The sequence below is a fragment of the Kineococcus sp. GCM10028916 genome (genome assembly GCF_042674865.1).
GTDB lineage: Bacteria > Actinomycetota > Actinomycetes > Actinomycetales > Kineococcaceae > Kineococcus.
On sequence record NZ_JBHTFM010000006.1, the window covers coordinates 144,518 to 158,338 of the forward strand.

Genomic DNA, 13,821 nt, shown 5'->3' on the forward strand with positions numbered 1-13,821 from the left:
ACGCTCGGGGTTCCGCTGCCCCGGGGGCTCGTCGTCTGACCGCGTGGGTCGCCGCCCGTACCCGCGACCCCGTCCTGGCCCGGCGCGCCTGGTCGGAGTTCCACCGCGGCGGGGAGTTCCTCCGCGACGAGGGTTTCGCCCGGGTCCACCTCGAACCGCCGGAGGTGTTCCGGGCCGTGGACGAGGCGCCCACCCTGTCGACGAACGACGCCGCCCAGTTCTCCCTGGCCGCGATCGCGAACCTCGCCCTCGTCGGCGACGACCTCGGGCAGGTGGGAACGACGCAGGGCGCCGACCCCCGGGGGGATCGACGCCCTGAGAAGGGTGCGGCAGGTCAGCGCGAGTAGTACTCGACGACGAGCTGCTCGTCGCAGGTCACGGGGATCTGCTCGCGGACCGGGAGGGCGTTCACCGTGGCGGTGAGGTCCTCGCGCTCCACGGCCAGCCAGCCCGGGATCTCGTTGTCGCTCCAGCCGCCCTCACGGGCGACGATGAACGGCGTCTTGGTCTTCGAGCGAGGGGCGACCTCGATCGTCTGACCGACGACGACGCGGAACGACGGACGGTCGACGCGGCGACCGTCGACGACGATGTGGCGGTGCGTGACCATCTGGCGAGCCTGGTAGATGGTGCGGGCGAAGCCGGCACGCCACACGACGGCGTCCAGACGCGTCTCGAGCAACTGCACCAGGTTCTGACCGGTCTTGCCGGGCTTGCGCTTGGCGAGGTCGTAGGCACGACGCAGCTGGGTCTCGCTGACGTCGTACTGGAAGCGCAGACGCTGCTTCTCGCGCAGCTGCGTCGCGTAGTCCGACGCCTTCTTCTGCTTGCGGCCGTGCATGCCCGGGGGGTACGGACGGCGGTCCATGAAGCGGGCGGCCTTCGGCGTGAGGGCCACCCCGAGTGCGCGGCTGATGCGCACCTTGGGTCGGGCGTTGTTCATTCCACTCTCCTGATCGTAAGGTGAGCCTGTCCTCAGTCGAGAAGCACTCGAGAGGGTCAGGACGATCGCGCAACGAGGAGGCACTGTGAACCACCGGATCCAGGGGACCCAGCCGACCACGGCACCAGCCCCCCGAGGATCGGGGGGTTCGGAACGCACCGCCTCCAACCTTACGGCCTCCGAGGGGGTGCCTCCGACGACGGAGGCCCCGCCGACCCCCGGCGCGCTCACCCGGCCCTCCCCCGCGCAGTGGGCGCGCACCCTCGCCGTCGGGACGGTGACCGGGACGCTGCACCTGCCGCGCACCCACCAGGGCTGCCCCCACCACCCGCACCAGGGCCACGAGCAGGGCCACGACCACCGCCACGGCACGGACGAGGCCGAGGTCTTCGCCGCGGCCGTCCCGCAGCGGCGCAGCCGGGCCACGCCGTCGCGCACCGAGGCCTACCCCGTGCAGCACCTCACCGACGCCTGGGGCGGCCTGCTGCTGCTCCTGGAGGACGGCTCCGCCCTGCACCGGCGCCTGCTCGAACTGGAGACCGACGCCCGCTGGAGCGGCGTCCCCGCCGTCCTCGACGTGCTCGACGTGCCGCCCGGGCAGGCCGCCCTGCCCCGTGCGCGGCTCTGCGTGACGGGCTGGGTCGAGTCGATCCTGCCCGCCGACCAACGGCGCGTGGCGCAGACCGCGGCCGCCGTGCGGCCCCTGGGCGCCCTGCTGGACGTCGGCAGCACCCGGCTCGTCTGGCGCCTCGAGGTCGCCGACGTGCGGGTCACGACGGCCACGGGCGTGCACCTGCTGGAGGACGAGGAGTTCACCGCGGCCGCGCCGGACCCGCTCTACGACGACGAGGACGGGATCGTCGCCCACCTGGAGGACGACCACCGCGACGCCCTGATCGGCTGGGTGCTCGACACCCTGCCGGCCGAGCAGGCGCGCGAGACCCGCGAGGTCGCCGTGGTCGGCGTCGACCGCTACGGCCTGGACGTCCTGGCGACGATCGGTTCCGGCACGACGACGCTGCGCGCGGAGTTCCCCGAGCCCGTGCGCCACGAGCACGACGTCGTCCGTGCGCTCTGCGGGCTGTTCCGGTGCCCCTGCGGCGGGGCGGGACGGACCTCGACCCCGCACGACGCCCCCCACGACGACTGACCCGCCCGGAGTTCCGGGCGGGTCGGGCGTGACGGGTGGTTCAGCGGGTCGGGCTCAGTACCAGTTGCTGGACCTCGAGTGCGACCAGGCGCTGCACGGGGAGCCGTAGCGGCTCTCGATGTAGTTCAGGCCCCAGGTGATCTGGGTGACCGGGTTGGTCTCCCAGTCCGCGGCGACCGAGGCCATCTTGGAGCCGGGGAGGGCCTGCGGGATCCCGTAGGCGCTCGAGCCGGGGTTGTCGGCCGTGTAGTCCCAGCCGCTCTCCTTGTTCCACAGCGAGTCGAGGCACGAGAACTGCTCCTCGCCCCAGCCGCGGTCGGCGACCATGATCCTGGCGATGGACTGCGGATCGCGCTGGGCGTTGCGGGTGGCCTCGGCCGCCGCCTGCTGGCGGGCCTGCTCCGCGAGGCGCTCGGCCTCGGCGGCGGCAGCGGCCTCCGCGGCCGCCTGCTCCTGGGCGACGCGCTGGTCGCTGCCCGCGCGGACGCCGGCCTGCTCGAACCACGCGGTCGACGTCGCCGTCTGACGCTGCGCCTCGGCGGCCTGCAGGATGCGGTCCGGGACGGCCGCTTCGGCCGTGGGCGCCGGACCCGACGTGAGGGCGGCGCCGGCCAGGACGCACGCGGAGACCGCGACGACGCCGGGGGCTGCGACCCAGGCGAAGCGCCGACGCGACGGACGGGCGCGGCGTTCCCTGCGGGTCGTCGGTGCGGTGGTGCCGGTGGTGGGGGTCTGCTCGTCCGTGAGCTCGCTGGTGCGGTGGGGCGGCAAGCCAGGCCTTCCGACGATCGCCCGGCCCACGCCCGGTCGAGCACGTCCACCTCCCGCGTCGGGTCGCGTCGTTCCGCTGGGGAATGTCGCCGTGGGACCCGGTCGACCCGTGGAACGCTGCGTGCGTCCGGTCGGTCGAGCGCTCAGGAGGTGCTGTCGACCAGGACGCTGCCCCGCGGACGGGGGTCGAAGCAAACCGCGATCACCCGTTTCGTCACGGTGAGGTCACGTGACAACAACGATCCGTAGACTTTTGTGGAACATCTCACACGGTGCGTACCCCTGTCGGGGGGTTTGACGCTATGAGCGCCCGGATGGTTCCCGTCACGAAGGCGGACCTGTGGCGGGAACCACCCGTCACTCCCGTCCCCTCAGGCCCCGAAGTCCGAGAGGAGCTCCGTCACCAGGGCGGCGACGGGCGAGCGCTCGGAGCGGGTGAGGGTCACGTGGGCGAACAGCGGGTGCCCCTTCAGCGCTTCGACGACCGCGGCGACCCCGTCGTGCCGCCCGACCCGCAGGTTGTCGCGCTGGGCGACGTCGTGGGTCAGGACGACCTTGGAGTTCTGCCCGATGCGGGACAGGACGGTCAGCAGGACGTTGCGTTCCAGCGACTGCGCCTCGTCGACCACGACGTAGGAGTCGTGCAGCGACCGCCCACGGATGTGGGTCAGGGGCAGGACCTCGAGCATCCCCCGCTCCACGACCTCCTCGAGGACGTGCGGGGAGACCAGCGCCTCGAGGGTGTCGAAGACGGCCTGGCCCCAGGGCCCCATCTTCTCGGCCTCACTGCCGGGCAGGTAGCCCAGTTCCTGGCCACCGACGGCGTAGAGCGGGCGGAACACGACGACCTTGCGGTGCTCGCGGCGTTCCATGACGGCCTCCAGCCCCGCGGCGAGCGCGAGCGCCGACTTCCCCGTCCCGGCCCGGCCGCCGAGGGAGACGATGCTGACGGTGGAGTCGAGCAGCGCGTCGAGGGCGATGCGCTGTTCCGCCGAGCGACCGCGGACCCCGAAGGCCTCGCGGTCGCCCTTGAGCAGCCGCAGCTGCTTGTCCGCGGTGACGCGGCCCAGCGCGTGCCCGCGCGGGGAGGACAGCACGACACCGGTGTTGGCCGGCAGCTGGCGGACCTCGGCGTTCTCGAGGACGCCGTTCTCGTAGAGGGTCGCGACCTCCTCCGCGGTGGCGGTCATCTCCACCACGCCGGTCCAGCCGGAGTCGGGGGCCAGTTCGGCGCGGTACTCGTCGGCGGTCAGCCCGACCGCGGACGCCTTGATGCGCAGCGGGACGTCCTTGGAGACGACGGTCACGTCGTGCCCCTCGTCGGCGAGGTTGCGCGCCACGGCGAGGATGCGGGTGTCCCCCGCCGTGGCGAGCGGACCGTTGCGCAGCGAGGACGGCAGGCTCGAGACGTCGGAGTGGTTCAGCTCCACCCGCAGCGTCCCCCCGAGGTCGCCGACGGGGATCGGGGCGTCGAGGCGGCCGAACTCCACCCGCAGGTCGTCCAGGCGGCGCAGGGACTCGCGGGCGAAGTAGCCCAGTTCGGGGTGGTGGCGCTTGCCCTCGAGCTCGCTGACGACGACGAGCGGCAGGACGACGTCGTGCTCGGCGAAGCGGGTCAGGGCGGCGGGGTCGGAGAGGAGGACGGAGGTGTCCAGGACGAAGGTCCGGCGGGTCGGATCGGGCTTCACCGCCCCGGCACGTGCGGGGCTCCCGCTGGTCGGGACTGCGGTGTGCGGCGCGGCGGGGCTGGAGCTGGTGACCACGAACGTCTCCCGTTCTCGGGAGCCCGGAGCGCGTCCGCGCCCGGACCCCCTTCAGCAGCGGCGGACCGGGACCTCAGGTCACCCTGCGGGCGACCCGGGACCGGGCCTCCCCGCTGCGCTGGACAGCACGCACGGCGACCTCCCGAGCGGGTGGCGGACGCCACCCGGCTGGAGCCGACGCTATCCCCCGCGGGCCGGCGAACGGGGGCGAACACGCTGCCCGGCACGCGAACGGAGGTGACGAGTCGGTGACCGGCCGGTGACGTGGGGACGTGATGACGTGGCGACCGCCGGCCCTCAGGCGCCGTAGCGCCGTTCGCGCGCGGCGTAGGCGCGCAGCGCCCGCAGGAAGTCGACCTTGCGGAAGTCAGGCCAGAGCACCTCGGTGAAGAAGAACTCCGAGTGCGCGCTCTGCCAGAGCAGGAACCCGGACAGCCGCTGTTCGCCGGACGTCCGGATGACGAGGTCGGGGTCGGGCTGGCCCTTGGTGTAGAGGTGGGCGGCGATGTGCTCGACGTCCAGGACCTCGGCCAGCTCCTCCAGCGAGGTCCCCTTCGCGGCGTGCTCCAGCAGCAGCGCGCGGACGGCGGCAGCGATCTCCTGCCGGCCGCCGTAGCCGATGGCGACGTTCACGACCCCGGAGGTGATGCCGGCGGTGGCTTCGGCGAGCTCGCGCAGCCGGGCCGCGCTGGCCTCGGGCAGCAGGTCCAGGGAGCCGACCGGGTGAACCTTCCAGCGCGTCGTCGCGGCCACCCGGGCCACGGCGTCCTCGACGATCTCGATGAGGGGTTCGAGTTCCTCGGCCGCGCGGTTGAGGTTGTCGGTGGAGAGGAGGTAGAGGGTCACGACCTCGATGCCCTCCTCGGCGCACCAGTCCATGACCTCGACGACCTTGTCCGCGCCGGCGCGGTGGCCGTGCGAACTGGGGGCGCCGAAGGCCTTCGCCCAGCGCCGGTTCCCGTCGAGGATGATCCCCACGTGACGGGGCAGCGCGTCGGAGTCCAGCGACCGTTCCAGCCGCCGCCCGTACGCGCTGTAGAGGAGATCACGGAGGCCCATCGGCGTTCACCGTATACCTCGGCGTGAACGCTCCCACGCCCGGTCGTGTGGAGATCCTTGACCGCGCGCCGACAGCGTCGACTACGCTCGCACGACCGACGATGACGTCGGTCCTCCAGGGGCCGCGGCCCACGGAGGTGCAACAGCCGCGACGTCGCGGCTCGGCACACCGGAGACCCCATGGCCACGACGTCCCGTCGTTCGCTCCTCACCCTCGCCCTCGCGGCCCCGTTCGGCGTCGGCGCGCTCGCCGCCTGCGGGGACAGCGGCCCCGGGCAGGCCGCCGGCAGCAGCGGCGGCGGGGACGGCGCCACCATCTGGATCCTGACCGGCCAGCCCGCCGAGGGGATCCGCACCGACTCGGTGAAGGCGTTCAACAAGGCGAACCCCGACAGCGAACTGACGTTGTCGTCGTTCCAGAACGACGCGTTCAAGTCGAAGATCAGGACCGCCATCGGCGCGAACCAGGGCCCGACGATCATCTGGACCTGGGGCGGCGGCGGTCTGCGCAACTACGTCGAGGCCTCCCAGGTCGAGGACCTGACGTCGTTCTTCAGCGAGAACGCGGACCTGAAGAGCAAGCTGTTCGAGAGCGCCTTCGGGGCCGCGACGGTGGACGACAAGATCTACGCCGTCCCCTGCGAGAACGTCTCGCCGATCGTCATGTTCTACAACAAGACCCTGTTCGCGAAGGTCGGCAAGGACATCCCCACCACCTGGGAGGAGGTCATGGCCCTCCTCCCCGTGTTCAACGCCGCGGGCATCGCACCGTTCTCCCTGGGCGGGCAGTCGCGCTGGACGAACATGATGTGGCTGGAGTTCCTCTTCGACCGCATCGGCGGCGCGGAACTCTTCCAGTCGATCTACGAGGGCAAGCCGGACGCCTGGTCGCAGCCCGCCGCGATCGAGGCCCTGACCAAGGTCCAGGACCTGGTGAAGGCCGACGGGTTCATCAAGGGTTTCGCCTCCATCACGGCCGACTCCAACGCCGACCAGGCCCTGCTCTACACGGGCAAGGCCGCGATGATGCTGCACGGGGCGTGGACCTACTCGTCGATGAAGACCGACGGCGGCGACTTCGTGTCCAAGGGGAACCTGGCCTGGTCGACCTTCCCGACGGTCGAGGGTGGTGCGGGCGACCCGTCGAACACCGTCGGCAACCCGTCCTCGTACTACGCGCTCTCCTCGAAGGCGAGCGACGCGGACAAGACCGCGGCGAAGAAGTTCTTCGCGGAGGGGCTGGTCACCGACGCGACGGCCAAGGCGTGGGTGGAGGCGGGATCGGTCCCCATCGTCAACGGCTCGGACAGCATGTTCGCCGGGTCGGAGGACGAGGAGTGGCTGCAGTTCGTCTACGACACGGCGTCCGGGGCGAAGACCTTCCAGCAGTCCTGGGACCAGGCGCTCTCCCCCACCGAGGCCGAGACGCTGCTCGACAACATCGAGAAGCTCTTCGGCCTGGCGATCACCCCCGAGGAGTTCGCGGCCAACATGAACGCCGCTCTCGGCTCCTGAGCACCGGGCGGTCTCGTGGGCACGGGTCGAGCACGTACCGTCGCGACATGACGGTGGACCTCCCCCACGAGACCGCGGCGGCGCGCGCCAGGCTGAAACCCCGGCTGCGGGGGTGGCTGCACGCCGGGACCTTCCCCGCGGTGCTCGTCGCGGGGACCGCCCTCGTCTGCCTGGCCCCGACCCCGAGGACCCGGGTCGCCGCCCTGGTCTTCGCGCTCACCGCGGCCCTGATGTTCGGCACCAGCGCGGTCTACCACCGCGGGACGTGGTCGCCGCGCGCGGAGGCCGTGCTGCGGCGCATGGACCACAGCAACATCTTCCTGCTCATCGCCGGCACTTACACCCCGCTGGCGGTGGCCACCCTGCCGGAGGGCAGGGCGCGGTTCCTGCTCGTCCTGGTCTGGGCCGGGGCGCTGGCCGGGGTGGCGTTCCGGGTGTTCTGGATCGGTGCGCCCCGGTGGCTGTACACCCCCTCCTACGTGGCGCTCGGCTGGGTGGCCGTCGGGTACCTGCCCGCGTTCGGCAGGGGCGGCGGGGTGGCCGTCGCGGTGCTGGTGGCCGTCGGTGGGCTGCTCTACTGCCTCGGTGCCCTCGCCTACGGCACGAAGCGCCCGAACCCGAGTCCCCGCTGGTTCGGGTTCCACGAGGTGTTCCACGCCTTCACCGTCGTCGCCTTCGCCGCCCACTACGTCGCCATCTCGCTGGCGACCTACCGGGTCAGCGCCTGACCCCCAGCGCCGCCGCGAGCTCCGCGACGTCCGTGCGAGGCAGGTCGCAGACCTGGCCGCGGCACACGTAGGCCGCTGCGAGACCGCCGACGAGGCCCCGGTCCTTCAGCAGTTCCGGCACGGAACCGCCAGGAACCCCGCGAGTGATCACCAGCCCCGGGGCGGTTCCGGCGAGCGCCGTGCGGTGCAGCGCAGCGGTTCCCGCGTCCCCGGGTTCGCCGACGACGGCGACCTCGCGGGGACCGTCGGCCAACGCCTCGGCGACGGCGAGGCCCCAGCCGGCGAACCTCGGGGACGCCGCGGCGAGCACCCCGACGGTGGCGAGGGCGCGCAGGGCACCGTCGCGGAACCGGGCCTCGCCGGTGAGGGCGCCGAGGCTGAGCAGGGCGCCGGCGGCCGCGGACGTCCCCGACGGGGTGGCCCCGTCGGAGGGGTCGGACGGGGCACCGGCCCCACCGCGGGCGGCGGACAGCGCCGGGTCGACGTCGGCGACGTCGAGGAACGACCCGTCCTCCCCGGTGAAGCGGGCGAGGACCTCCTCGCCCAGGTCGCGCGCGACCTCGAACCAGCGTCGCTCCCCCGTCGCCGCGTGCAGGGCGAGGAGCCCCTCGGCCAGGTCGGCGAGGTCCTCGAGGACGGCGGCGGGTCGGCCGACGACACCGTCGCGCGAGACCCGGCGCCAGCCGTCGTCGGTGCGGTGGACCTCGAGGAGGAAGCGGGCCGCCTCGTCGGCGGCCAGCAGCAGGTCCGGGCGACCGAGGAGCGCGCCGGCCTCAGCGAGGGCGGCGATGGCCAACCCGTTCCAGGCCAGCACGACCTTGTCGTCGCGGGCGGGTTGCGGACGGTCGGTGCGGGCCGCGGCGAGCCGTTCCCGCACCCGGTTCCAGCGGACGGCCTCGTCGCCGGTGAGCTCCCGGGTGAGCCGGGCCGTCGACGTGCCGTGCTCGAAGGTCCCCTGCTCGGTGACGCCGAGGAGGGTGACGGCCCAGGGCCCGTCGTCGAGGCCGAGGACCTCGACGAGGTCGCCCGGGGTCCACACGTAGGTGGCGCCCTCGACCGCGTGCTCCGTGCCGTCGGCGTCGAGCACGGGGGTGTCGGCGTCGAGGGACGCGGCGAACGCGCCCTGCGGGGTGCGCAGGTCGGTGAGCAGGAACTCGCACGCCTGCGCGGCGACCCGGCGGTGCTCCGCGGAACCCGTGGCCCGGTAGGAGTGCAGGTACGCACGGGCCAGCAACGCGTTGTCGTACAGCATCTTCTCGAAGTGCGGGACGACCCAGCCGGCGTCGACGGCGTAGCGGGCGAACCCGCCACCGACCTGGTCGGCCATGCCGCTGCGGGCCATGGCGGTGAGGGTCCGCTCGGCCAGCCCGGCCGCGACGTCGGACCCCGTCCGGGCGGCGTGGCGCAGCAGGAACTCCACCACCATGGCCGGCGGGAACTTCGGCGCACCGCCGAAACCGCCGTGGACGACGTCCTCCTCGGCGGCGAGGGCGTCGACGGCGCGGTCCAGCGCGTCGGCGTCGGGCACCTCCCCGGCGGAGGGGGTCATCGACCCGAGGGCCGCGGCGATCCGCCCGCTGGAGGCCAGGACCTCCTCGCGACGTTCGCGCCAGGCCTCGCCGACCGCACCGAGGACCTGCCGGAACGAGGGGAGCTGCGGGTGCGGCCGGGGCGGGAAGTAGGTGCCCGCGTAGAACACCTCACCCGAGGGGGTGCAGAACGTCGTCATCGGCCAGCCCCCCTGCCCCGTCATGGCCGTCGTCGCGGCCATGTGGACGGCGTCCACGTCGGGCCGTTCCTCGCGGTCGACCTTCACGCACACGAACCCGGCGTTCATCTCGGCCGCGGTCTCGGGGTCCTCGAAGGACTCGTGGGCCATGACGTGGCACCAGTGGCACGCCGCGTAGCCGGTGGAGACGAGCACCGGGACGTCCCGCGCGGCGGCCTCGGCGAAGGCCTCGGGCCCCCACTCCTGCCAGTCGACGGGGTTGTGGGCGTGCTGGAGCAGGTACGGGCTGGTGGAGCGGTGGAGGCGGTTCGGCACGGGTTCACGGTGTCACGCCCCTCCCCCGCGGGCTCGCCGACGGCGGCGGGGAAGGGCGGGCGCGCGGGGCCCGACCCGCCTCCCGGGGCAGCCGGTAGCGTCGCCCCGTGACCGATCCGCTCCCCGTCGCCGGGCTCACGTTCCACCACGTCGGCGTCGCCTGCCGCGACCTGGACCGGGAACAGGCCGGGTACGCACTCCTCGGCTACACCCCGGAGGGTCCCGACTTCGAGGACCCGACGCAGGGCGTCCGGGGCCGCTTCCTCGTCGCGCCGGGACAGCCGCGCGTCGAGCTCCTCGTGAACCTCGAGGGCAGCACGACGCTGGACCCGTGGCTGAAGGGGCCGGCACGGATCTACCAGCAGGCCTACGAGACGCCCACCTTCGACGACAGCGTCGCGCAGTTCCAGGCCGTGGGGGCGCGGGTGGTCTCGCCGCCGGTCCCGGCCGTCGCGTTCGGCGGCCGGCGGATCTGCTTCGTCATGCTGCGGACGATGACGCTGGTCGAACTGGTCGAGGCACCGTGAGCGCGCCGGTGCGCTTCGGGGTCCTGGGCACCGGGTACTGGGCCCGCACGTGTCACGGCGCGGCGCTGCAGGAGCACCCGGACGTGGAACTGGTGGGGTTCCACGGACGCGACCTCGCGAAGGCCCGCGCGGCGGCCGACGAGTTCGGCGGCTCCGGGTTCGACGACCTCGACGCGTTCCTCGACGCCGTCGACGCGGTCACCATCGCCCTGCCCCCCGACGTCCAGGCCCCGTTGGCCGCCGCCGCGGCACGGCGCGGCAAGCACCTGCTCCTGGAGAAACCGCTGGCCTTCGACCTGGTCGGGGCCGACGACGTCGTCGCGGCGACCCGGGAGACGGGCGTCGCCTCGATCACCTACCTGACCTACCTGTTCCAGCCGGACATCACGGACTGGCTGGCGCGCATGCGGGGGCTCGCGGACGAGCACGGCCCCTGGGAGGGCGGGATGTTCCGGTGGGCGGGGAGCATCGACACCCCGGGGAACCCGTACGGCGACTCCCCGTGGCGCCGGGCGAGCCTCGGGTCCTGGGACACCGGACCGCACGCGCTGTCGATCGTCCACGAACTCTTCGGCCCGGTGAGCCGCGTCGTCGCCGGACGGGGCGTGCGCGACGCCGTGACCGTCTCGCTGGAACACGCGCACGGCGCCGGCACGCAACTGTCGCTGACCCTCACCGCGCCCGCGGGAACGGGCGGATCCTCCGCGACGATCTGGGGACCGGGTGGCAGGCACGAGCTACCCCGTTTCCACGGGACCCCGCAGGAGGGTCTCCGCCGCGCCGTGGACCGGCTGCGTGCCGCGGCGGAGACCGGGGTCGCCGACCCGCTGGACGTCACCACCGCGCGCGCGGTGGTCGCGGTGCTGGCCGCGGTCGAGGAGCACCTGGCCCGTCCCGACCACGCGACGGTGGTGCGGGCTCAGCCCTGAGCCGGGGGTTCCTCGTCGCCGGCGGGGGCGTCGGAGGCGTGGGCTCGTCGCACCGCGACCTCCTCGGACTCGGCGGCGGCGCGTTCGGCCTCTGCCTCCTCCTCGAGGCGCGCGCGCTGGTTCACCGCGCGCACCCGCCGGGCCATGCTGCGGCCCAGCAGGTACACGGCGAGCGCCAGGAAGAACAGCGCCAGGAAACCCCACAACCCGGGGTTCACCAGGTTCGGGTCGACCGTCTTCGTGGTCGTCGACGTGGGCGACGGCGTCGCCGCCACGAGCAGAGCGGTGATCACGCGCCGTCCCGCAGCCCGGCGAACAGGTCGTCCTCGGGGGTCGTCGTGGGGACGTGGCTCAGCGCGAGGTGGTAGTCCTCGGTCGGCCACAGTTCCCGCTGGAGTTCCAGCGGGACCCCGAAGAACCAGCCGTCGGGGTCGATCTGGGTGGCGTGCGCCAGCAGCGCCCGGTCCCGGGTCTCGAAGAAGTCCGCGCACTCGATCCGCGTGGTGATCTCGAGTTCGGTGCGCTTGGGGGCGTCGGGGTTCGCCGCCTCGTCGTCCATGCGCTGGATCCACTCCGCGAAGGGCGACTCCTTGCCCTGAGCGAGCAGCGCCTCGTGGAAGGTGCGCATCCGGGCCCGGGAGAAGTTCGCGTGGTAGTAGAGCTTGGAGGTCCGCCACGGTTCCCCGGCCTGCGGGAACCTCGCCGGGTCCGCGGCGGCGTCGAAGGCGGCGCGGGAGACGACGTGGGTCATGATGTGGTCCGGGTGCGGGTAGCCGCCCGACTCGTCGTAGGTCGTCATCACGTGCGGACGGAACTCGCGCACGACGTGGACCAGCGCGTCGACGGTGAACTCCTCCGGGGTCAGCGCGAAGCACCCGCTCGGCAGCGGCGGCAGCGGGTCGCCCTCGGGCAACCCGGAGTCGACGTAGCCGAGCCAGCGGTGCTGCACCCCGAGGATGCGTGCGGCCTCGGCCATCTCGTGCCGGCGGTACTCCCCCATGTCCCGCAGCAGGGAGGCGTTCTCCTTCAGCCGCGGGTTCAGCACGTCGCCGCGTTCCCCACCGGTGCACGAGACGACCAGCACCTCGACCCCCTCGGAGACGTAGCGCGCCATCGAGGCCGCACCCTTGCTCGACTCGTCGTCCGGGTGGGCGTGCACAGCCATCAGCCGCAACGTCTCCGCCACCTTGATCCCTCTTCCCCGTGTACCTGTCGCCCTCTGCGTCCCCTCCCGCGCCGGGCGGGTGGGACGATCGGGGTCCATCCTCGCCGATCCGTCCCGCCCCGCGAGCACCACCCTCGCCCGTCACCCCAGGAGCTCACCGTGTCCAGCCGCCAGGCGCCCCGGGACCTTCCCCCCGACGTGCTCGCGCAACGCTACGGACGTCGTCCCCGGCGCACCGGCAGGCGCTGGTACCGCAGTCCGGTGCGACTGGGCGCCGCGATCGTCGGCGCGGTGCTGGTCATCGCCTACGGCGTGTGGGTCTCGGTGGCGCAGTCCTCGGGCGCGGCGTACCAGGAGATCAGCCACACCATCGTCGACGACCGGACCGCCGAGATCCGCTTCAGCGTGACCCGCGAGCCGGGGACGGCCGTGCGCTGCCAGGTGCACGCCCTCGACGACGGGTCCTCCGAGGTGGGGCTGCTGCAGGTCGACGTCCCCGCCTCGAACGAGCGCGACGTCCAGGAGTCGGTGCAGGTCAGGACGACGTCGCGGGCCGTGACGGTGGGCGTGGAGTCCTGCAGCACGGTGGAGTAGCGGTGGAGCGGTCCAGCTTCGAGGACTAGGCTTGACCGTTCGAGTCGCTCGCTCCCGCGGTCGCGGGGCCGGCGGCTCGATTGTTTGCGGGGGGGCACCAGGCCCGTCCGGGGCACGTGACAGGGAGCAGACCGTGAGCGAGACGACCACCGGCAGCGTGACGTGGCTGACCCAGGACGCCTTCGACCGGCTGAAGGCGGAGTACGACCACCTCGCCGGGGAAGGCCGCACCGAGCTCGCCAAGCGCATCGAGCAGGCGCGCGAGGAGGGCGACCTCAAGGAGAACGCGGGCTACCACGCCGCCAAGGAGGAGCAGGGCAAGCAGGAGCTGCGCATCCGTCAGCTGCGCCACCTGCTCGAGACCGCGCAGGTCGGCGAGGCCCCGCCGTCGGTGGCCGGCGAGGTCACCCTCGGCTCGGTCGTGACGGTCGAGCTGGCCGGCGAGGAGATGGTCTTCCTGCTCGGCAGCCGCGAGATGGGCGACGGCGCCGGTCTCGACGTGTACAGCGAGAAGTCGCCGCTGGGCGCGGCGATCATCGGCAAGCAGCCCGGGACCGAGGTCGCCTACACCGCGCCGAGCGGCAAGAAGGTGCCCGTGAAGATCCTCAGCAGCGAGCCGTTCCACGCCTGAGG

General features: G+C 73.1%; 15 protein-coding genes. 8 read left to right on the forward strand and 7 right to left on the reverse strand.

Going from position 1 to position 13,821, the window contains the following annotated elements:
• Window positions 1-35 precede the first annotated feature (35 nt).
• Window positions 36-347, forward strand: a complete 312-nt coding sequence (locus ACFQ46_RS07870) for a hypothetical protein (RefSeq protein WP_380259225.1) — start codon at window positions 36-38, stop codon at window positions 345-347.
• On the opposite strand, the gene rpsD is transcribed toward ACFQ46_RS07870, so the two are convergent.
• Complete coding sequence (gene rpsD / locus ACFQ46_RS07875) at window positions 335-943, reverse strand: 30S ribosomal protein S4 (RefSeq protein ID WP_328292445.1); 609 nt, start codon at window positions 941-943, stop codon at window positions 335-337. The genes ACFQ46_RS07870 and rpsD overlap by 13 nt on opposite strands.
• Window positions 944-1,130: 187 nt before the next feature.
• Between rpsD and ACFQ46_RS07880 the strand changes: the two genes are divergently transcribed.
• A complete protein-coding gene (locus ACFQ46_RS07880; RefSeq protein ID WP_380258846.1) occupies window positions 1,131-2,093 on the forward strand; it encodes a DUF2470 domain-containing protein in 963 nt (320 codons plus the stop codon).
• A 54-nt stretch (window positions 2,094-2,147) separates the two neighbouring features.
• Here the strand turns inward: ACFQ46_RS07880 and ACFQ46_RS07885 are convergent, their stop codons facing one another.
• The 3 genes from ACFQ46_RS07885 to ACFQ46_RS07895 all read right to left on the reverse strand — a co-directional run bounded on the left by ACFQ46_RS07885 (window position 2,148) and on the right by ACFQ46_RS07895 (window position 5,686).
• A complete protein-coding gene (locus ACFQ46_RS07885) occupies window positions 2,148-2,864 on the reverse strand; it encodes a lytic transglycosylase domain-containing protein (protein ID WP_380258848.1) in 717 nt (238 codons plus the stop codon).
• 371 nt (window positions 2,865-3,235) lie between these two features.
• A complete protein-coding gene (locus tag ACFQ46_RS07890; RefSeq protein ID WP_328292448.1) occupies window positions 3,236-4,552 on the reverse strand; it encodes a PhoH family protein in 1,317 nt (438 codons plus the stop codon).
• A 372-nt stretch (window positions 4,553-4,924) separates the two neighbouring features.
• Window positions 4,925-5,686 carry an isoprenyl transferase gene (locus ACFQ46_RS07895; RefSeq protein ID WP_380258850.1) on the reverse strand — a complete coding sequence of 254 codons (762 nt, stop codon included), beginning with the start codon at window positions 5,684-5,686 and terminating at the stop codon, window positions 4,925-4,927.
• A 180-nt stretch (window positions 5,687-5,866) separates the two neighbouring features.
• Between ACFQ46_RS07895 and ACFQ46_RS07900 the strand changes: the two genes are divergently transcribed.
• Window positions 5,867-7,201: an extracellular solute-binding protein gene (locus ACFQ46_RS07900; RefSeq protein ID WP_380258852.1), complete on the forward strand. Its 1,335-nt coding sequence runs from the start codon at window positions 5,867-5,869 to the stop codon at window positions 7,199-7,201.
• A 47-nt stretch (window positions 7,202-7,248) separates the two neighbouring features.
• Window positions 7,249-7,929: a hemolysin III family protein gene (locus ACFQ46_RS07905; protein ID WP_380258854.1), complete on the forward strand. Its 681-nt coding sequence runs from the start codon at window positions 7,249-7,251 to the stop codon at window positions 7,927-7,929.
• Here ACFQ46_RS07905 and ACFQ46_RS07910 read toward each other — a convergent pair.
• Entirely contained in the window at window positions 7,919-9,973 is a 2,055-nt protein-coding gene (locus ACFQ46_RS07910) for a thioredoxin domain-containing protein (protein ID WP_380258856.1), read from the reverse strand. The two genes, ACFQ46_RS07905 and ACFQ46_RS07910, sit on opposite strands and share 11 nt — an antisense overlap.
• Window positions 9,974-10,080: 107 nt before the next feature.
• Here ACFQ46_RS07910 and ACFQ46_RS07915 point away from each other — a divergent pair, with 107 nt between their 5' ends.
• Window positions 10,081-10,500, forward strand: coding sequence for a VOC family protein (locus ACFQ46_RS07915; protein WP_380258858.1), 420 nt, complete (start codon window positions 10,081-10,083; stop codon window positions 10,498-10,500).
• On the forward strand, window positions 10,497-11,429 hold the full coding sequence (locus tag ACFQ46_RS07920; RefSeq protein ID WP_380258860.1) for a Gfo/Idh/MocA family protein: 933 nt from the start codon (window positions 10,497-10,499) through the stop codon (window positions 11,427-11,429). The genes ACFQ46_RS07915 and ACFQ46_RS07920 overlap by 4 nt, the downstream gene beginning before the upstream one ends.
• On the opposite strand, the gene ACFQ46_RS07925 is transcribed toward ACFQ46_RS07920, so the two are convergent.
• A complete protein-coding gene (locus tag ACFQ46_RS07925; RefSeq protein ID WP_380258862.1) occupies window positions 11,420-11,722 on the reverse strand; it encodes a hypothetical protein in 303 nt (100 codons plus the stop codon). The genes ACFQ46_RS07920 and ACFQ46_RS07925 overlap by 10 nt on opposite strands.
• Window positions 11,719-12,594: a mycothiol conjugate amidase Mca gene (mca, locus tag ACFQ46_RS07930; protein WP_380258864.1), complete on the reverse strand. Its 876-nt coding sequence runs from the start codon at window positions 12,592-12,594 to the stop codon at window positions 11,719-11,721. The genes ACFQ46_RS07925 and mca overlap by 4 nt, the downstream gene beginning before the upstream one ends.
• 159 nt (window positions 12,595-12,753) lie before the next feature.
• On the opposite strand from mca, the gene ACFQ46_RS07935 reads away from it, so the two are divergent.
• Together ACFQ46_RS07935 and greA are read left to right on the forward strand one after the other, a co-directional pair.
• Window positions 12,754-13,188, forward strand: coding sequence for a DUF4307 domain-containing protein (locus ACFQ46_RS07935; protein WP_380258866.1), 435 nt, complete (start codon window positions 12,754-12,756; stop codon window positions 13,186-13,188).
• Between the two features lie 133 nt (window positions 13,189-13,321).
• Window positions 13,322-13,819: a transcription elongation factor GreA gene (gene greA, locus ACFQ46_RS07940; RefSeq protein WP_328292458.1), complete on the forward strand. Its 498-nt coding sequence runs from the start codon at window positions 13,322-13,324 to the stop codon at window positions 13,817-13,819.
• Window positions 13,820-13,821: the final 2 nt, after the last annotated feature.

What these genes read in the sequence shown, in the direction of transcription:
- rpsD (WP_328292445.1), bottom strand. Translation starts at nt 943, where the DNA reads ATGAACAACGCCCGACCCAAGGTGCGCATCAGCCGCGCACTCGGGGTG.
- ACFQ46_RS07895 (WP_380258850.1), bottom strand. Translation starts at nt 5,686, where the DNA reads ATGGGCCTCCGTGATCTCCTCTACAGCGCGTACGGGCGGCGGCTGGAA.
- ACFQ46_RS07900 (WP_380258852.1), top strand. Translation starts at nt 5,867, where the DNA reads ATGGCCACGACGTCCCGTCGTTCGCTCCTCACCCTCGCCCTCGCGGCC.
- ACFQ46_RS07905 (WP_380258854.1), top strand. Translation starts at nt 7,249, where the DNA reads ATGACGGTGGACCTCCCCCACGAGACCGCGGCGGCGCGCGCCAGGCTG.
- mca (WP_380258864.1), bottom strand. Translation starts at nt 12,594, where the DNA reads ATGGCTGTGCACGCCCACCCGGACGACGAGTCGAGCAAGGGTGCGGCC.